This window comes from Caulobacter sp. KR2-114, from assembly GCF_049446115.1.
Taxonomy (GTDB): Bacteria; Pseudomonadota; Alphaproteobacteria; order Caulobacterales; family Caulobacteraceae; genus Acaudatibacter.
Genome location: NZ_JBMSEC010000004.1, coordinates 378,881 through 398,913, shown reverse-complemented (window position 1 = coordinate 398,913; position 20,033 = coordinate 378,881). Strand labels below are relative to the sequence as shown.

The 20,033-nt window shown below is 70.7% G+C and carries 7 protein-coding genes; all 7 read left to right on the top strand.

Annotation, left to right across the window (positions count from 1 at the left end):
* Positions 1-3 precede the first annotated feature (3 nt).
* The 7 genes from ACO2Q3_RS17040 to ACO2Q3_RS17010 all read left to right on the top strand — a co-directional run bounded on the left by ACO2Q3_RS17040 (position 4) and on the right by ACO2Q3_RS17010 (position 19,923).
* Positions 4-13,719: a hemagglutinin repeat-containing protein gene (locus ACO2Q3_RS17040; protein WP_423308664.1), complete on the top strand. Its 13,716-nt coding sequence runs from the start codon at positions 4-6 to the stop codon at positions 13,717-13,719.
* A gap of 157 nt (positions 13,720-13,876) precedes the next feature.
* Complete coding sequence (locus ACO2Q3_RS17035) at positions 13,877-14,494, top strand: hypothetical protein (protein WP_423308662.1); 618 nt, start codon at positions 13,877-13,879, stop codon at positions 14,492-14,494.
* Positions 14,495-14,903: 409 nt separating this feature from the next.
* On the top strand, positions 14,904-16,607 hold the full coding sequence (locus ACO2Q3_RS17030; RefSeq protein WP_423308660.1) for a hypothetical protein: 1,704 nt from the start codon (positions 14,904-14,906) through the stop codon (positions 16,605-16,607).
* Between the two features lie 277 nt (positions 16,608-16,884).
* Positions 16,885-17,172 carry a hypothetical protein gene (locus tag ACO2Q3_RS17025; protein WP_423308658.1) on the top strand — a complete coding sequence of 96 codons (288 nt, stop codon included), beginning with the start codon at positions 16,885-16,887 and terminating at the stop codon, positions 17,170-17,172.
* A gap of 288 nt (positions 17,173-17,460) precedes the next feature.
* Entirely contained in the window at positions 17,461-17,859 is a 399-nt protein-coding gene (locus ACO2Q3_RS17020) for a hypothetical protein (protein ID WP_423308656.1), read from the top strand.
* Positions 17,860-17,909: 50 nt separating this feature from the next.
* Positions 17,910-18,587, top strand: a complete 678-nt coding sequence (locus tag ACO2Q3_RS17015; RefSeq protein ID WP_423308654.1) for a response regulator transcription factor — start codon at positions 17,910-17,912, stop codon at positions 18,585-18,587.
* Positions 18,577-19,923 (top strand): sensor histidine kinase, encoded by a 1,347-nt coding sequence (locus ACO2Q3_RS17010; RefSeq protein WP_423308652.1) that lies wholly within the window; start codon positions 18,577-18,579, stop codon positions 19,921-19,923. Before ACO2Q3_RS17015 ends, ACO2Q3_RS17010 begins: the two co-directional genes overlap by 11 nt.
* Positions 19,924-20,033 lie beyond the last annotated feature (110 nt).

The following is a 20,033-nucleotide window of genomic DNA, read 5'->3' as shown; positions in this document are numbered from 1 at the left end:
AGCATGAAGACCTCGTCGAAGTGGCTCAACGCCGTCTCGCTCACGGCCCTGGCGGCCGCCTCCACCCTGGCGCCCACCGGCGGCGTCGACCGCGCGGCGGCGCAGGTGGTCCCCACTGGCGGCGCGACCCAGACGCACCCCGCCGACAACGGCGTGCCGGTGGTCAACATCGCCGCGCCCAACGCCCAGGGCCTCTCGGTCAACCAGTACACCAGCTACAACGTCGGCGCGTCCGGGCTGATCCTGAACAACGCCGCGCAGGGCTCGGGCAACGCCCAGGGGCAGGTCTCGACCCAGCTGGCCGGGCTGATCAACACCAACCCCAACCTCACCACCGCCGCCAAGGCGATCCTCAACGAGGTGGTCTCGACCAATCCCAGCGTGCTGGCGGGCTACACCGAGGTGGCCGGGACGCGGGCGGACGTGATCGTCGCCAATCCCAACGGCATCACCTGCGGCGGCTGCGGCTTCATCAATACCGCGGCCCTGACCCTGACCACCGGCCAGGCCAACCTCGACGCCACCGGCCGGCTGCTGGGCTTCAACGTGGTGGGCGGGACCATCACCCTGAACGGCTCGGGCCTCGACGCCCAGACCACCGACTACGCAGCCTTGCTGGGCCGCAAGATCCTGCTCGCCGGCCCGGCCTACGGGATCACGCTGGACGTGGTGGCCGGGGCCAACGCCTGGGACTACGCCGCCCACACCGCCACGCCGATCGCCGGAACCGGCGCCGCGCCCGACTACGCCATCGATTCCACCGCGGTCGGCGGCATGTACGCCAGCCGCATCCGCCTGATCGCCACCGACGCCGGGGTCGGCGTGCGCCTGCTGGGCGACGCGGCGGCCTCGGGTGACGACCTGACCCTCACCGCCGCCGGCGACCTGACGCTGAAGGGCAATCTGTCGGCCAAGCGCGACCTGGCGATCGCCACCACCGCCAGCGACGCCACCGCCCTGACGCAGGGCGGGACCAACCTGACCGCCGGCCGCGACCTGACCCTGAGCGCCGCGGGGGGCGTCAGCCTGACCGGCGGTTCGCTGGTCGCCGGCCGCAACCTCAGCCTGGCCGCGGGGACGCTGGGCGACGTCGCCGACCTGGCCAGCACGGCGACCAACGCCAACCAGCGCTTCGCCGGCGGGACCATGAGCTTGGCGGTGACCGGGGCGGCGACGCTGAACGGGGTCAGCTACGGCGCCGCGGGCGACGTGAACGGCCAGTTCGGCAGCCTGGCGCTCAGCGGCGCCGGCTATCTCTACAGCGACAACGGCGCGCTCGCCCTGTCCGCCAGCCAGGGCGACCTCTCTCTGGGCGCCTACGGGGTGTCCAGCACCGGCGACCTGACGCTCGCGGCCAGCCACGGGGCGGTGTCCACGACCGCCGCCAAGGGCGAAGGCGTGGTCAGCGCCAGCGGGACCCTCCGCGTCACCGCCGCCGACGGCCTCGGCAACGCCGGCGTGATCTCGGCCAACAAGGGCGCCCTGGTGCTGGCGCTGGGCGGGACCAGCCACAACAGCGGCGCGATCGTCGCGGCCGGCGATCTGACGCTGACCGACGCCGGCGGCGGGGCCAGCGAGAGCTTCGCCAACACCGCCACCGGCCAGCTGCTGACCGACGGCGCCCTGAAGGCCACTCTGGCCAGCCTCAGCAACGACGGGGCGATCCAGGCCAAGACCGGCAGCCAGGTCACCGCGACCACCATCGGCAACACCGGCCTGCTGATCGCCTCGACGGCGGCGACCGGCGACGGGTCGCTGACGGCGGCGACGCTGAACAACAGCGGCACGCTGCAGTCGGCCCGCGACCTGACCCTGGACGTCTCCGGCTCGGCCACCAACAGCGGCGCGGTGCTGGCGACGCGGGCGCTGACGATCGACGGCGGCGTGGCCGTGAGCAACACCGCCACCGGGGTGATCTCGGCCGGCGCGATCACCGCCACCGTGGCCAGCCTCGCCAACGCCGGCCAGGTGGTCTCCGGCGGCGACCTGACCCTGACCGATGCGGGTGACCTGGCCAACACCGGGTCGCTTGGCGCCGCCGGCACGCTGACCGCCAGCGCCGCCAGCCTGGAGAACACCGGCGCGGCGGCCGCGCTGCAATCGCAGACCGGCGGCGCCCTGACCGTCACGGAGGCGCTGGCCAACAGCGGCGCGGTGTACCTGGCCAACGGCAGCGGCGACGCGACCGTCGCCGCCGGGACGCTGAGCAACGCGGCCGGGTCTGTGCTGGTGTCGCAGGGCTCGCTGGCGGTGAGCCTGAGCGGCGCCACGCTGGACAACGCCGGCCAGATCGTCGCCGTGAACAGCCTGTCGGTGACCGGGACCGGGGCGAGCCTGGCGGTCGGCAACCAGGCCGGCGCCTACCTGCAGGCGGGCTCGGCGGCGGGCGACAGCCTGACCATCGCCGGCAAGGCCGTGACCCTGACCACCGCGGGCGGATCGGTGACCACTGGCGGCGCGGTCAGCCTGACGCTGGCCGGGCTGAGCAACGCCGGCTCGCTGAGCGCCGCGCGCGGGCTGGATTTCAGCGCCACCGGCGACGTCAGCAATGCCGGGGCGATGGTGGCGGGCGGGGCCTTGAAGGGGCAGGCGGCCAACCTGACGAACCAGGCCGGCGGCGGCATTCAGGGCTCGGCCGGGGTGACGCTGAGCGCCACTGGCGCGCTGAGCAACGCCGGGACGATCCTGACCCCGGCCGCCAGCGGCGCGGACCTGTTGCTGTCGGCCGGCACGCTGAGCAACGCCAAGGGCGCCTACCTGCAGTCGGACCGCGCGCTCTCCGTGACGCTCAGCGGCGCGACGCTGAGCAACGCCGGGGTGATCAGCAGCACGGCCGGTCTGGGCGTGCACGGCGCCGGGGCGGCGCTGGCGTTCACCAACGCCAGCGGCGGCATGATCGTCGCCCAGGGGCCTTCGGGCGGAGCCGCGGCGACCCTGACCGTCGATGGCGCCGCGGTCAGCCTGGTCAACCAGGCCGGCGGCCAGATCGTCGCCGATCACCTGGCCCTGACCCTGGCCAGCCTTCAGAACGACGGCGCCCTGGGGGGCAACGTCGGGACCAGCACGGTGACCGTCGCCGGGGCGGCGAGCAACACCGGCACGCTGGTGCTCACCGCCGACAGCGCCGGGGCGGGGACTCTCGCCGCCGCCAGCCTGAGCAACAGCGGGACACTGGCCTCCAACGGTAGCCTGGCGCTGACTCTCGGCTCGGGGCTGAACAACACCGGCGTGGTGCAGGCCGTCGGCGCGCTCAGCCTCGGCTTCGGCAAGGGCGCGGCGACGCTGCAGAACACCGGCGCGGGGGCCGAGATCCTGTCCGGCGGCGCGCTCAGCGTCACCGGCGGCGCCGTGACCCTGACCTCGTCGGGCGAGCTTTCCGGCGCCTCGATCGCCCTGACCCTCGCCGCCCTGGGCAACAGCGGGGCGCTGGTCTCCACCGGCGACATCGGCGTCACCGCGACCGGCGCGGCGAGCAACACCGGCGCCCTGGCCTCGGGCGGGACCCTGACCCTGGCGGCCGGCTCGCTGACCAACGGCGCCGCCGGCAGCGGCGCGGCGGTGATCCAGTCGGACGTCGGCGGCAGCCTGTCGGTGAGCGGGACGCTGAACGATTTCGGCGCGATCTACCTCGGCAACAAGAGCGGCGCCGGGACGGTCAAGGCGGCGGTGCTGGACGTCCAGCAGGGGGCCTCGCTGGTCTCGCAGGGCAAGCTGACCCTCAATCTGACGGGCGCCAGCCTGGACAACGACGGCCTGATCTATGCCGGCGACGACCTGGCGATCGCCGCGTCGGCGGCGCTGACGATCACCAACGAGGACCAGGGGCAGATCGAGACCGCAGCCCCGGGCGCCGGGACCACCGGGCGGATCCTGATCAGCGGCGCCAACGTCACCCTGGCCAACCTGGCCGGGACCGTGGGCGGCAAGGCGGCGGCGGGCGTGATCGTCGGCAATGGCCTCAACTGGACCCTGGCCGGGTTCGACAACGAAGGCGTCCTGCAATCGCGCGGCAGCTTCGCCCTGACCAGCGCGGCCGCGGCGAAGAACGTCGGCACGCTCTACGCCCAGGGTGGCGCGGTCACCGTCAACGCTGCCGGCTTCAGCAACCTGGCGGGCGGCATCGTGCAGGGCGACACCGGCGCGACCCTGACCCTGTCCGGCGACCTCAGCAATGCCGGCACCCTGCTGGCCTCGACCAACGGCGCCGGCGCGCTGACGGTCAAGGCGGGCAAGCTGACCAACGCGGCCGGCGCCACCCTGCAGGCGGACGGCGGGACGTCGCTGACCCTTTCGGGGGCGTTCAGCAACGCGGGCACGGTGATCGCCTCGACCAATGGCAGCGGCGCGCTGACCCTGAAGGCCGCCAGCTTCGCCAACGCCGCCGGGGCGGCGGTGCAGGCCGATGCGGGCGCGGCCCTGACCCTGGCCGGCGACTTCACCAACGCCGGCGTGCTGGTCGCCTCCACCAAGGGCGCCGGAACCTTCACGGTCACCGCGGGCAAGTTCGACAACCAGGCCGCCGGGGTGATCCAGAGCGGGGCGGGAACCACGCTGGCCCTGAGCGGCGACTTCGACAACGAGGGCAAGCTGATCGGCTCGCTCGGCGGGACGGGCGCCACGACGATCAGCGCGGCGTCGATCGACAACGCCGCCGGCGCCGTGCTGCAGGCGGCGGCGGGCGCCAGCCTGACCACGGGCGGGGCCTTCACCAACGGCGGGGTGGTGCTGACCTCGACGGACGGTTCGGGCAGCCTGGCGGTGAGCGCCGCCAGCCTGGCCAATCTCGCGGGCGCGACGCTGCAGAGCGACACCGGCGCGGCGGTGACCCTCACCGGCGACTTCAGCAACGCCGGGGTGGTGATCGGCTCGACCAACGGGACCGGCGGCCTGACCATCAAGGCGGCCAACTTCGGCAACGCCGCCGCCGCCACGGTCCAGGCCGACGATGGCCTCACCCTGCAGCTGACCGGAGATGTGACCAACGCCGGCGCCCTGATCGCCTCCACCAAGGGCGCCGGCGCGCTGACGGTGACGGCCGGCAAGTTCCAGAACAAGGCGGGCGGCGGCATCCAGGCCGGCTCCGGGACCAGCCTGACCCTCAGCGGCGCTTTCGATAACGCCGGCACGCTGATCGCCTCCACCGACGGCAAGGGCGTCCTGGCGCTGACGGCGGCCAGCTTCACCAACGAGGCCGGCGGCGCCATCCAGGCGGACGACGGCGTGACGGTGGGCGTGGGCGGCGGCGCGTTCAGCAACGCGGGCCTGCTGATCGCCTCGACCAAGGGCGCGGGCGCGCTGGCGGTGACCGCCGGCCAGTTCAGCAACCTCAAGGGCGGGACCATCCAGAGCGACGCGGCGGCCAGCCTGACGCTCGGCGGCGCGTTCGACAACGCCGGCGTCCTGATCGGCTCGACCGGCGGGACGGCTGCGGTGACGATCAGTGCGGCGTCGATCCAGAACGAGGTCGGCGGGGTGCTGCAGAGCGCGGCGGGCGAAACCTTGACCACGCCCGGCGCGGTGACCAACGCCGGGACCATGCTGGATGGCCTGGACGGCCAGGGGAGCCTGGCCGTCACGGCGGCGAGCCTGACCAACCAGGCGGGCGGCACGCTGCAGAGCAACACCGGGGCGACGCTGACCCTGACCGGCGCCTTCAGCAACGCCGGGGTGCTGATCGGTTCGACCAACGGGACCGGCGCCCTGACCATCGGCGCGAGCACCTTCGCCAACCTGGCGCCCGGCGCCACGCCGGCGGCGGCCACGGTGCAGTCCAGCGGCGCCCTGACCGTCAACCTGACCGGCGCGAGCTTCAGCAACACCGGCGACGTGATCTCGCTGGGCAACATGGCGATCCACGACCCGAACGCGGCGCTGAGCGTCAGCAACACGGGCGGCGGGATCATTGTCGCCCAGTCGGGCGCCGCGACGCCGGCCGTCCTGACCATCGACGGCCAGGCCACCAGCCTGACAAACGGCGTGGGCTCCTCGATCGCGGGGGACGGGATGAAGCTGACCCTGAACGGGACCGCCGGCCTGAACAACGCGGGCAAGCTGGTGATCGGCGCGGGGACGGATTCGATCACCGTCCAGAACACCTTCGCCAACAGCGGCGTCTTCTACACGGCCGGCCATTCCGACATCCAGGCCGACACCGTCAGCAACGCGGCGGGCGCGGTCTGGGAGCCGAACGATGCGGCGGTGACCATCCAGACCGCCTTCACCAACAACGGCCTGGTCTATGTGCCGGGCAGCCTTGGCATCTACGTCTACAACAACACCAGCCGCCAGGTGGCGGTCAGCAACACCGCCGGCGGCGGGCACGCCAACGACGGCCTGATCCAGGTCGGCGGATACTTTTCGGCCAACGGCGCCCGCCTGAACCTGACCAACGGCGCCAACGCGACGATCGCCGTCGGCAACGGCTTCAGCACCATCTCCGAGGGCGTCGACAACGCCGGCATGATCCAGGCCGGCTCGATGAACCTGCAGGCGTCCAGCTATCTCGGCGACGCCGGCTCCGGCGCGGTGGTCAACGAGGCCGGATCGACCCTGTCCACGATCGGCGGCCAGCTAGACTTCAACGCCGCGCAGGTCACCAACGCCGGTCTGTGGAGCTCGACGGGCGGGATCCAGATCCTGTCGTCGGGCGAGGTGGACTTCGCCGCCACCGGCCGCAGCGTCTCGGTGGAATTCCTCGACCTTTCGGGCACGAAGCTGAGCCTGGCGGACGGCGCCAGCATCACCACCAGCACCGACTACAACATCAGCGTCGGCGCGCTGACCTTGGGCGGATCGTCGGCGCGCCTGATCAGCCTGGGCTCCGGTGGCCTGACCGTGGGCAGCACCTTCAGCAATCCTGGCGCGATCTACGCGGCGGGCGGTCTCAACGTGACGCTGACGGGCGGGGAGCTGTTCAACACGGCTACGGGCGGGATTGTGGCTGGCGGCGACCTGTCGATCACCACGCCGCAGTACATCACCAACAGCGGCGAGATCTATGCCGGCGGCAATCTGACGCTCAAGGACGCCAACCAGATCTGGAACCAGGCGAGTACGACGAACGCCAGCAGCACCACCGTCGCGCAGGGCGACATCGAGTCCGGCGGGGCGATGACCATCACCACCGGCACGCTCTACAACAGCAGCAACATCATCGCCGGCGGCGACATCACCATCAACGCGACGAATGTCTGGAACGCGGTGGCCGGCGACTGGTCGCGCAAGACCGTCAGCACCACCGGCACGCCCTATAACAACTTCACCTCGCTGGCGGTCGCCGAGCCGGGCTGCGTGACCAAGAACGGCCAGTGCACCTACGACACCGACGTCTTCTATATCTGGTCCGACACCACCACCCAGAGCTTCAACAACGGCCTGACCGTGGCGAACTACACGCCGGAACTGATCTCCGGCGGCACGCTGACGATGAACAACTTCCAGAGCGCCAGCAACGTCGGCGCGATCCTGTCGGCGCCGAACATCGCGCTGCATGGAGCCAACAACGCCAGCTTCAACGAAGACACCCTGGCGCTGACCAACACCGAGACCGACTACGCCTACTATACCGTCACCACCGAGACCAAGACCTACAACAAGCAAGGGGTCCAGACGCTCGACGCGACGGTGGTGGGCACGGCCAAGAACTGCACCCCGGGCGTCACCGGGACGGTCTGCATCAACGGCGTCTCCACCTTCTACACGTCGACGGCGGCCAACAGTCCGCTGAAGAACGGCCTCTTCGCCTCCAGCCTGACCGGCAACAACTTCAGCCTGACGGTCACGGGCAGTGCGGGCGGGGCCAGCGTGAAGTCGCAGACGGCCCCGACGGCCGGATCCGGCGCGGGCGCGGCGACGACCACCACCGGGACCAGTGCGAGCGTGTCGGCCAGCGGCGCGAGCGGCGCCAGCGCGACCAGCGGGGCGAGCGGACTGAGCGCCGGCGGCGGCGTCTCCGGCGCCAGCGCCACCTCGGGCGCCGGCCCCACGGCCGGCGCCAGCGGCACGAGCGGGGTCAGCGGCGCGACCGCCGGCGCCGGCGGCGCCGTCACCGGCGGCACGGTGACCACCGTGTCCACCGGCGGGAGCTCCGCCGGATCGGCGGGCGGGGTCTCCGCCAGCGGCGGGACCAGCGCGTCCAGCGCGGCCGTGGGAACCACCGTGGGCGGCAAGCCGGCGGTGACCCTCCAGGGCGCCACGGTGGTGCTGCCCAGCAACCCGAACGGCCTCTTCGTCGTCGCCCCGGCGTCCGACAGCCGCTACCTGGTGGAGACCAACCCGCTCTACACGGTGCCGGTCACCGACCTGGGCTCCGACCTGCTGGCGACCAAGCTGGGCCTCGATCCCGACAGCACCGGCAAGCGGCTGGGCGACGACAACTACGAGGCCTATCTGATCTCGCAGCAGCTGCTGGACGCCACCGGCCGCAGCCTGCTGGCCAGCTACGGCGATCTCAACAGCGAACTGGCGGCGCTTTACGGCAACGCGGCCAGCGATGCGGGCGCCCAGGGGCTGGTCTACGGCCAGGCGCTCACCGCCGATCAGGTGGCCAGCCTGCCCAACGACATCATCTGGATGGTCAAGACGGTGGTGGACGGCCAGACCGTGCTGGCGCCGGTGGTGTACCTGTCCTCGGCCACCAAGGCGTCGCTGGTCAGCGGCAGCGGCGTGATCGCCGACAACGTCAACCTGCAGCTCACCTCGCTGACCATGAACGGCGGCCAGATCACCGGCGCGAAGACCAACGCCATCGTGGCGACGGGCGACATCAACAACCTGGGCGGCGGCCTGATCAGCGGCAACCAGGTCTACCTGCAGTCCACCGGCGGCGTGGTGAACAACATCCGCTCCACCATCCAGGGCGTTCAGTCGGCCGCGGTCCTGGCCAACGGCCAGATCACCAATTCGGGCGGGACGATCGCGGCGACCAACATCGGCCTGAAGTCGCAGACCGCCGGCGTCGACCTGCAGGGCGGGACGGTGGCCGCCGGCAACGCCCTGTCGATCGATGTCGCCAAGGACATCGACATCAACGGCTCCAACAACATCAGCGGCAAGAACCTGAGCCTGACGACGCACGGCGGCTCGATCAACGTGGTCACCGGGACCACGACCCTGGTGAACGGCAAGACCGTGGTCACCGACGTCGGCCCGACGGCGGCGATCACCGCGTCGGAGTCGCTGTCGCTGAACGCGGCCAAGGACATCAACGTCAAGGGCGGCACGGTCAGCGCCGGCAAGGACCTGTCGATCGTCGCCGGCCAGGCCATCAACATCGGCACGATCACCGACACCGAAGCGTCCGCCAGCAGCTCCCGCCACGGCAGCACCAGCACCAAGTCCTACGAGACGAGCACCACCAACATCGGCTCGACGGTGTCGGCGGGCGGCAACCTCTACATGCAGAGCGGCGGCGACACGAACATCGTCGGCAGCAAGGTCTCGGCCGGGGGCGATGCGGCCCTGGTGTCCGGCGGCAAGCTGAACATCGCGGCCGCCACCGACACCTCGTACAGCGACACCACCGTGCACCACAGCGGCTTCCTGTCGAGCTCGACCAAGGAAACCAAGGTGACCACGGCCACCGACTCCGCCTCGAGCGTGACGGTGGGCGGCTCGACCTACATGCAGACCAACGGCGACATCAACATCGCCGGCGGCAGCCAGGTCTCCACCGGCGGCAACCTGGTGACCGACACCAACGGCCATGACGTCAACATCATCGCCGGCAACAACGTGGCCACCACCAACACGGTCACCAAGAGCTCGGGCCTGTTCCAGGACGGCGCCCTGTGGGGCAGCTCGACCAAGACCGTCAACGACGTCGAGAGCCGCAACGACGCCTCCGGCCTGAAGGTCGGCGGCCAGATCGCCAGCACCGACAACGCCAACGTCACCATCAAGGGCTCGAACGTCGATGTGGCCGGCGGCGGGGTGATCGCGGCGACCAACGGCGTCTCGGTGCTGGCCGGCGCCGACACCAGCAACATCACCAGCCATACCGAGACCGAGACGATCCTCGGCGTTTCCAGCCACAGCTCCGGCGCAGCCAGCGCCTCGGCCAGCGCCTCGGCGAAGAAGACGTCGACAGGCGGAGCGGTCAACGCCCAGGCCAGCGCCCAGGCCTCCGGCGAGAACCACTCGTCGCTGGAATTCTACAACAAGACGGTCACCGACAGCGCCTCGGCGACTTCGGACAATGTCGCCTCGAACGTGAATCTGGGCGGCAACACGATGATCTCGGCCGGGAACACCCTCACCATCCAGGGGTCGAACGTCACCACCACCAACGGCGCCGACCTGACCCTGCACGGCAAGGACGTGCAGATCCTGGCCGGCCAGAACACCGAGACCAGCACCACCACCACCAAGAGCACCGGCGTGGGGATCTACGTCGACAGCGAGGGCGCCGTCAGCGCCAGCGCCAGCGCCGGGGCCAGCGGCGGCGCCAGCAAGTCGGGCGTCAGCGCCGGCGCCCACGCCGAGGCGAGCGCCGACGCCAAGGGCTCGGTGACGGCCACCCTCGGCGCCCGCACCACCACCACGCACGACACCACCGACAAGCTGACCAATGTGGGCAGCAACGTCACGGCCGACGGCAACCTGACCATCGTCGCCGACAACACCCTGACCACCCAGGGGTCCAACCTGGCCGCGACCAACGGCGCCCTCACCCTGCAGGCGACCGACATCAACAACCTGGCGGCCCAGGACCACGACATCGCCACCCATAGCCAGACCCAGACGACGTCGGGGATCTACGCCAAGGTCGGCGCCGAGATCGGCGCCAGCGCCTCGGCCGGGGCGTCGGCCTCGCTGACGTCCGAGGGGGTGACCCAGCAGATTGGCCAGGCGGGCTCGCCCGGCAAGATCGGCGTGGCCGCCGGCGCGTCCGTGCAGGTCGAGGCGGCCGGCGGGTTCAGGGTGCAGAGCGACCACGAAAGCTCGGTGGACGCCAGCACCCACGCCGTGGGCTCGACCCTGACGGCCGGGGGCGGCATCAACCGCATCGCTGGCAACAGCATCACCGACCAGGGGACCCAGCTGACGGCCGGCGGCGACATCAGCCAGAGCGCCAGGACGATCACCGACCAGGCGGTGGCCGACACCGAGCTGCACAGCAAGAGCAGCAGCACCACGACCTTCGAGATCGGCGGGGTGGCCAATGCCGGCATCAGCGTCGGCAACGGCACGGATTCCCAGACCGGCGCGGGCATCAAGGCTGGCGGCGCCTACGGCGGCTCCGGCGAGACCGAGACGTCGAGCAAGGCGGTGGTGACCAACTATGCCGCCGGCGGAACGGTCACCTCGGTATCGTCCGGCAACACCACCCTGGCCGGCGCCAAGATCAGCGGCCAGAACGGCGTCACCCTGCAGGCCGGCAGCCTGGACTACAAGGCGGCGCAGAACACCGAGACCAAGAGCGGCGTCGATCGCACCGTCGAGGGCTCGGTGACGGTCGACATCCTGGGCAAGAGCGTCAATCCGAACGTCAGCTACGAACAGGGGACCGAGCAGTCGAGCAAGATCGAGCGCGAGGGCGGCGAGGTGTCGTCAGAGGGCGGGTCGGTCAGCATCGTCACCACGGGCGGCGACGCCAATCTGACGGGGACCAAGGTCTCCGGCGCCACCGGCGCCAGCGTCGTAGCCCTGAACGGCAATGTGAACCTGAACGCGGCGCAGAGCGTCGAGACCGACCACAGCGAGGATGTCGGCGTCGACGTCGACCTCACCATCGGCAAGGAAGGCAAGGGGAAGAAGAACAAGTCCGGCATGGACGGCAACAGCGTCGACGTCGGGGCCAGCTATTCGACGGAAACGACCCGCGCGGTGACCAACCAGGGTGTGACCATCAGTTCGGCCGGCGGGCAGACCAGTGTCGTGGGCCAGAACGTCACCATGCAGGGCGCGCAGGTGAGCGGCCAGACGGGGGCCAGCGTGGTCGCGACCACCGGGGCGGTGCATCTCAACGACGCCGTCGACACGACCACCACGACGGGGGGCGGCTTCAACCTCGCCCTCGGCGCGGAGCAGGAGGGCGGCAAGGGCAAGAACAAGAAGGCGGAGGTCGACACCTCGTTCGCCGAAGGCTTCACCGTCGAGCACAGTTCCGAACAGACGGCGACCCATTCCACGGTCACCTCGGACGGCGGGGGGACGCTGGTGGCGCAGGGGGTGGCGCCGCCGCAGACGCCCGGGCTCGCCACCATGGCGACGCCGACGACCGGCGCCCTGCCGCAGGCGGTCTCGGCGACGCCCGTGACCATCCAGAACCCGGCGAACAACAGCGTCTTCAACCCGCTGGCGACGCCCGGTCAGGTGGGCGCCAACGGCCTGGCCAACGGGGTCCATGCCGGTGCGACGACCACGGCGCCGATCGGCGCCGTAACCGGCGTCGGCGGTTCGGCGGTGGGCGTGCAGGCCTCCGGCGTCACGCCGCTGACCGGCCAGTCGGCCACCGTCGGCGGCGTGCAGGGCGTTGCAGGCGGCGCGCGGCCGGTCGGCCCGGTCGCCGCGGTCGGCCCGGTCGCGCCGATCGGGTCACAGGCAACCGCCCAGGCCGTGGCCGCTCCGCTCGCCGCCGGCCCGGTGTCGGCCCCGAAGGTGAGCGCGGTTGCGCCGCTCGGGACCGCCTCGGCCCCGCCGCCGATCATCGTCGCCGGCGGCCCGGTCACGGCGGCCAAGGGCGGTCCGCTCGCCACCGGCAAGGCCGGCCAGGGCGTGGACGCGACCTATGCCGCGACCCACCAGGCGACGGTGACCGGAACCCAGGTGGCGGCGAACACGCTGACCTCGCCGCTGGGCGACCGCGTGACCACCACCACCACCACCACCACGACGGACGACAAGTCCCACACCAACGGCGGCACGCAGACCCGCACCGACGACAAGTCCCGCACCGACGGCGGCGGCCACACCACGACGACCGACACGTCGCGCAGGGACGACGGCGGCCACACCACGACGACCGACACGTCGCACAGGGACGACGGCGGCCACACGACGACGACCGACACCTCGCGCACCGACGGGGGCGGTCACACGACGACGACCGACACCTCGCACAGGGACGACGGCGGCCACACGACGACGACCGACACGTCGCACAGGGACGACGGCGGCCACACGACGACGACCGACACCTCGCACAGGGACGACGGCGGCCACACGACGACGACCGACACGTCGCACAGGGACGACGGCGGCCACACCACGACGACCGACACGTCGCACAGGGACGACGGCGGCCACACGACGACGACCGACACCTCGCGCACCGACGGGGGCGGTCACACGACGACGACCGACACCTCGCACAGGGACGACGGCGGCCACACGACGACGACCGACACGTCGCACAGGGGCGACGGCGGCCACACGACCACGACCGACGACACCCACGCCCGGACGGACCAGGGGCCGCCGCCGCCGGTCGTGACGGCCGCCACGGCCGGTGGCCAGCCGCTGCCGTGCTGGCTGACCATCGATCCGCGCACCGGCGCAATCTCCGGCCATCCGTCCGACGCCGACGCCAAGGCGAACGTGCCGGTGATCGTGGTCGAGCAGGTTCCGCAGCCAGACGGCAGCACCCGCACCCTGCGCTTCACCGTCAAGCCGAACCAGTTCGGCGCCGGCGGCTCGCAGTGCAACATCATCCGCACCAACCCGACGGCGCGGGGGCAGGACGGCGGCTCGGCGGGGAAGGGCCCGTCTTCCCGCTGAGGCCCGATCGTGATGAAATATATTTCAGATTAAACGCGGCGCCTTTTCTGTGTTGGTCGGGCGCTGTCGCGTAATCAGCGGTAAAATATATTTCACTGGCTTGTATAGGTCTCGCGCCTAGCTTCGCGCCCACCCCCTTGTTGATGGGAAAGGCGCGATGAGGAAACAACGGTCTGTCGGTCATTTGGTGTTCGCCGGGCGCGCCGCGCGCGTGATCGGCGCCGGGCTGCTGGCGCTCGCCATGCCGAGCGTGGCCAGCGCCGCGCCATACTATCCCGCCGGTCTAGGCGGCGCCGAGCTCGCCCGCGTCGAGAGCATCTGCCAGACCACCCTCGGGCTCAGCCCGAAGGAGGTTCCCTCCAACGTCTGGGGCGCGGCGCAGGACCCGAGGCTGGACCCCGGCGAGAACCACTTCCAGGGCTGCGTGATGAGCCTGTCGGATGAACTCGGGCGAGTGGACGCAGCCCGGGCGACCTCGCGCGCCGACGCCGACTGCCGCGCCCGCGGCCTGGCGGAAGGCTCCCCGGCGCTGGCCGAGTGTGTCTACCATGCCCGCGAGGCCGGCCCGGCCCGGCTGCAGGCCGCCGATGTCCCGGCGCCGCTGGCGGGCGGCCGCCGCCTGGGCGACTTCTTCACCGCCTCGCCGCACGAGATTGGCCGGCGCGAGCGGCTGGCCTGCGCCCAGCTCGGCCTGGAGCCCGGCTTCCCCGAGCACGACGCCTGCGTGTCGCACATTGAGGACACCTTCTTCCGGATCGACAACCCGCAATCCTGAGGCCCCCCAGTCCGGAGCGCCGCCAGCCGGCGCCCTGACTCGAACGCCGGTCGTGGCTCCGCAAGAGGCCGCGGCCGGCGAACGCGTTTTCAGGGGGCGGAGGCGCGGTGGTCAGTGAAGTGGCTGCGCCGCCAATGTTGAGCGGACACTTCGAAGCGCTTGCTTTCGCGATGTTGTGCCGAAGTGAACGAGCAGAATATCTCTCGGAAAGCACCCATTGTGGGCGATCGACCGCTCAGGCGCACACTAGATAAGTTGAATGAAGGTTTTGTGACGACTGGCGAATATGGCCCATACGGCTCGATGAAATATATTTCACTGGCTTGCGGCCGATGATCTACACGAGAGAGCCCCCGCATAACTTGACGCCGGGTCCGCAGGGGCGGTCCGGCAGATCGGGGGATAGATCATGCGAACGAGAGCTACCCTGCTGGGCGCCGTCGGGCTCGGCGCGCTGCTGGCCGTGGCGGGAACGGCCGACGCCAAGCCGGCCCGGCGCCACCACAAGACCGCCGCCCCGGCCGCGCCGTCGGCGCTGGAGCAGAAGGTCGACCAGCTGCAGAGCCAGCTGCAGGCCCTGGCCGCGCGCCAGGACGACGCCAACCGCCAGCACGCCGACGACCAGGCGCAGATCACCGAACTGCGCCAGCAACTGGCCGACGAGCGCACCCGCACCGAGCACGCCGAGGCGCAGGCCGACGCCGAGATCAAGACCATCCCGGGCGAGGTGCACAGCCAGATCGCCGCGGCCCAGCCCAAGGACGGCAAGCTGCGCTATCGGGGCGTGACCCTGACGCTGGGCGGATTTGCGGCGGCCGAAAGCGTCTATCGCTCGAAGAACGAAGCTGCCGACATCGGCTCCAGCTATTCGAAGATCCCCTTCGCCAACACTCCGGCGGGCCACACCTCGGAACTGCGGGGCACGGCTCGCCAGAGCCGGCTTTCGCTGCTGGCCGAGGGCGACATCACCCCGGAAATCCACGCCGGCTTCTATTCCGAATTCGACTTCCTGGCCGGCCCGCAGACCGCCAACTCCAACGAGAGCAACTCGTTCAGCCCGCGCATCCGCAACCTCTACGGCACCCTGGACTGGGAAGACCGCGGCCTGCACCTGCTGGTCGGCCAGAACTGGTCCCTAACCACGCTGAACGCCAAGGGCATCACGCCGCGCAACGAGGTCCCGCCGCCCACCATCGAGGCGCAGTACGTGCCGGGCTTCACCTGGGCCCGCCAGCCGCAGGTGCGCCTGACCGCAGACTTCGACCGCAAGCAGGTCTGGGCCGCGGTCTCGCTGGAGAACCCGCAGACCACCTTCGCCAGCGCCGCCACCGGCACCACCGGGACCACGATCCCCGGCGTCAGCGTGGTCAACACCGCCGCGCCGACCTCGCAGTTCGACAGCGCCAACACCCTGTCGCTGAACCATGTGCCGGACGTGGTCGGCAAGCTGGCGTTCGAGCCTGACCTGGGCGGCGCGCGGCCGCTGCACCTGGAGGTCTATGGCGTCTACCGCAACTTCTACGACCGGGTGACCATCAGCGGGACCAACCTGCTGAACCTGCCGGCCGGGACGTCGAACCGCTCGACCAACGGCGGCGGCGTGGGCGCGGGCGCGCTGTGGGCCGTGGCCCCGATGCTGGACCTGCAGGCGTCGGTGCTGACCGGCACGGGCGTCGGCCGCTACGGCGCGGGCCAGTTGCCCGACACCATCGTCGGCCCCGACGGCTCGCTGAAGCCGATCCGCGAGACCATGTTCATGGCCGGCGCCACGGTGCACGCCACCAAGGCGCTGGACCTCTACGTGTTCGGCGGCGAGGAGCGGCAGGACCGGCTGTTCAGCAGCATCGGCGGCGGGACCTACGGCTTCGGCAGTACGGCCGCCAACCTGACCAACTGCGCCATCGAGGGCGCCAGCTGCACGGCCGACATCCACGTGATGAGCCAGGTCACCGGCGGCTTCTGGGACAAGATCTACCAGGGCAGGTTCGGCCAGGTGCGCTTCGGCGTGCAGTACTCCTACACCCAGCTGGAAGCCTTCTCCGGCGCCGCCGGCGGGGTCCCCAAGACCAGCGAGAACATGATCTTCACGAGCTTCCGCTATTATCCGTTCTGACTCCCTTGACTGGCTGGCGGCGGCGCGGACGCGATCGAATGGTCGCGTCCGGCGGGCCGCGCAAGCCGCCCGGCAGGCCCGGCGTCCGGACGAGGATCCGGCCGTCGACCTGCAGGACGCCGCGGACGAGGCCGCGGAGATCGTCGTCGAACCCGAGGCGGGGGGCGGACACAGCTACGTCACCGTCCGGCTGCTGCTCAGCGAGGCGGAGATCGCCCGCCTCGACGGCCTGTCGGTCGGGCGTCGCTTCACGCGCGCCACCTGGGTGGGCGGGCTGGTGCGGCGCGCCTTGGCGGGGCGTGAGCCGCTGAACGCCGCGGACCGGGTCAGCGTCGCCAGCCTGGTCAAGGAGCTGCGCCGGATCGAGGCCGAGACCGCCCGCTCGGCGCACATGCTGGCGCACCTCGAGGTCACCGCCCGCGAATGCCTGGCTCGCCTGAAGAGCACCCAGCGCCTGCATGACCGGGTCAAGCGCATGGCCGACGCCCTGGATGCCTTCTTCCGTGGCAACGACAGCTACTGGCGCAGCCTGATCGACGAGGAACGGTCGGATGGCAGGCGCTGACCGCCAGGAGTCCGCCTCGGGCCGCGCTCACATGTATAGATCGCGTTCATTTTACGATCAGTACTTTACGGGAATGTAGCCAAGTGTCGGTTAATACATGCGGGCGGGCTCGGTGAAATTTTATTCACTGGTCCGGCCAGGCGTCCCGTTTAGCTTGACGGCATGTTCTGCAGTCCTCGCGCCCTGGTCCCGGCTTCTGTCCTGGTCCTTGCCGCCGCCCTGATTGCGCCGTCGGCGCTCGCGGCCCCTTACAATCCCCTGAACCTGCCCCCAGGCCAGGCTGCTGACGTGCAGCTCATCTGCCACGTCGTGATGGGCTTGGCGCCAGGGGAGGAACACTTCCAGGCTTGCGTCGACAGTCTGATGCGCGATGCGCAGGCCCTTGACCGCGACGGCGATCTCGCCGCGGCGCGCGCCCGCTGCATCCAGAGCGGCGCGGCCGCCGATAGGCCGGCTCTGGCCGAATGCGAGCTGCGCGGCGCCGCCACGGCCGCCGCCACGGCCAGCTTCGACGCCCACGCCGGGCCAGCGGCGAAGTCGTACTTCTACGCCTCGCCGGGCGAGGTGATGCGACGGGAACGGATGTCCTGCGCCCGCCTTGGGCTGGAGCCGGCGGCGCCGGGGTTCAATAGCTGCGTACAGGGTCTACAATCGGCCATGTTCGCGGCGGACCACCCGCAGAACTGATGGCCCAGGCCACCGCCACCCCTATCCCGCCGGCTGAGCGGCGTGCGCCCATGCCCCGTGTGCTGATCATCGAGGACGACGCCGAGACGGCCAGCGAGATCGCAGCCTGCCTGTCGGCCGGCGGCTTCCACGCCGAGCAGAGCTTCGACGGTCGCGAGGGGCTGCAGCGCGCCCTGTCGCAGCGCTACGACGCCCTGACCCTCGACCGCATGCTGCCGGGCCTGGACGGGCTGGAGGTGGTCCGCGCCCTCCGCGACGCCGGCTCCGGCGCCCCGGTGCTGATGGTCAGCGCCCTGTCGGACGTCGACGACCGTGTGACCGGCCTGCGCGCGGGGGGCGACGACTACCTGACCAAGCCCTTCGCGCCCAACGAGCTTGTGGCGCGGCTGGAGGCGCTGGTGCGCCGCAGCCAGCGGCCCGCGGTGGAGACCCTGCTGACCGTCGGCGACCTGCGCCTTGATCTGGTCAAGCACGAGGCGATCCGCGAGGGCCGGCGCATCGAGCTGCTGCCGATGGAGTTCAAGCTGCTGGAGTTCATGATGCGCAACGCCGGCCAGATCCTGAGCCGGCGGATGATCTTCGAGTGGGTCTGGGAGTATTACTTCGATCCCGGAACCAACCTGATCGATGTGCATGTGGGCAAGCTGCGCCGCAAGATCGACACGCCTGGCCTTGCGCCGCTGTTCAAGACCGAACGCGGCGTGGGCTACATGATCGATGCGCCTTAGCCAGGTCTGGCGCGGCGAACTGTGGCGGGTCTCCACCTTCCGCCTGACCATGCTCTACGGGGTGCTGGTGGCGCTCGGCATGCTGGCCCTGCTGGGCATGATCTACCTGCAGTCTGTGGTCTACCTGACTCAGCGGGTCGACAGCATCCTCAATACCGAGGCCGACGCCCTGGCGCGGTCGGCGCCAGCACAGGTCGGCCAGCGGATCGACGAGGCGCTGTCGCTAGACGGGACGCAGAGCAACGTCTTCGCCCTGTTCGACGCCCGCGGCCGCTGGCTGGCGGGCAATCTGCACACTGTCCCCGCGGGGCTGCGTCCCGGCGGCAAGCCAATGGAGGCGGCGCCCACCGTTGAGTTCCCGGTCTACGCGCGGCTGCTGGCCCGGCGGCTGCGAACCGGCCAGGTGCTGGTGGTCGGGCGAGACGTCAACCAGCTGCGCGAGATGCGAACCATCATCGCCTCCGCCCTGATCTGGAGCGGCGGCCTGACCATCGTGGTGGTGATCGGCCTGGCGACCCTGCTCAGCCTCTCGCCGCTGCTGCGGCTGCAAAAGCTCAAGGCGGCCAGCGAGGAGATCGCCGCCGGCGACCTGAAGCGTCGCATGCCCACCAGCCCATTCAACGATGAGCTCGACATGTTCGCCGTCACGGTCAACGCCATGATGGACGAAGTGGAACGGCTGCTGACCGAGGTGCGCGGCGTCAGCGAGACGATCGCCCATGACCTGCGCACGCCCCTGACCCGGGCCCGCTCCCTGCTGCACCGGCTGCAGCAGGGCGACGTCCACGACCCGCGGGAACTGGGCCACGCCATCGACCAGATCGACGTGGTGCTGGAGCGATTCCGCGCGCTCCTTCGTATCTCCGAGCTGGAGAACCGCCATCGTCGCGCCGGTTTCACAGCCATCGACCTGGCCCAGGTCTGCCATCAGGTGGTCGAGCTGTACCAGCCCCTCGCCGAGGAGGAAGGGGTCACCCTGATCCTCGACGTCGCCGCGCCGGCGACCGTCGAGGCCGACCCCAAGCTGCTGTTCGAGGCGATCAGCAACCTGGTGGACAACGCCATCAAGTTCACCGGCCGGGGCGGGACGGTCGGGGTGCGGCTGCGCGGCTCCTCGCAGCATCCGGTGCTGGTGGTGGAGGACAACGGTCCGGGCGTGGCCGAAAGCGAGCGCACGCTGGTGCTGCAGCGCTTCTATCGCAGCGAGCACGACCGTCTGACGCCCGGCTCCGGCCTTGGCCTGAGCATCGTCGCGGCGATCCTGCGGCTGCACCGATTCCGCATGGCGCTGCAGGATGCCGGGCCGGGCCTGAAGGTTGTGATCGACTGTTCATAGCAGCCATCAACCTATTGAAAATAAACAAGTATGAGCGGCCGGATGCGTGAAACATTATTCACTGGCCCGGCCGGCCTCCGCGGCTAGTTTCCGCCCCGTCGGACGCGGCC

Bases quoted from the DNA above. Each gene is read 5' to 3' on its own strand.
- ACO2Q3_RS17010 (WP_423308652.1), top strand. From the start codon at position 18,577: ATGCGCCTTAGCCAGGTCTGGCGCGGCGAACTGTGGCGGGTCTCCACC.
- ACO2Q3_RS17015 (WP_423308654.1), top strand. From the start codon at position 17,910: ATGCCCCGTGTGCTGATCATCGAGGACGACGCCGAGACGGCCAGCGAG.
- ACO2Q3_RS17030 (WP_423308660.1), top strand. From the start codon at position 14,904: ATGCGAACGAGAGCTACCCTGCTGGGCGCCGTCGGGCTCGGCGCGCTG.
- ACO2Q3_RS17035 (WP_423308662.1), top strand. From the start codon at position 13,877: ATGAGGAAACAACGGTCTGTCGGTCATTTGGTGTTCGCCGGGCGCGCC.
- ACO2Q3_RS17040 (WP_423308664.1), top strand. From the start codon at position 4: ATGAAGACCTCGTCGAAGTGGCTCAACGCCGTCTCGCTCACGGCCCTG.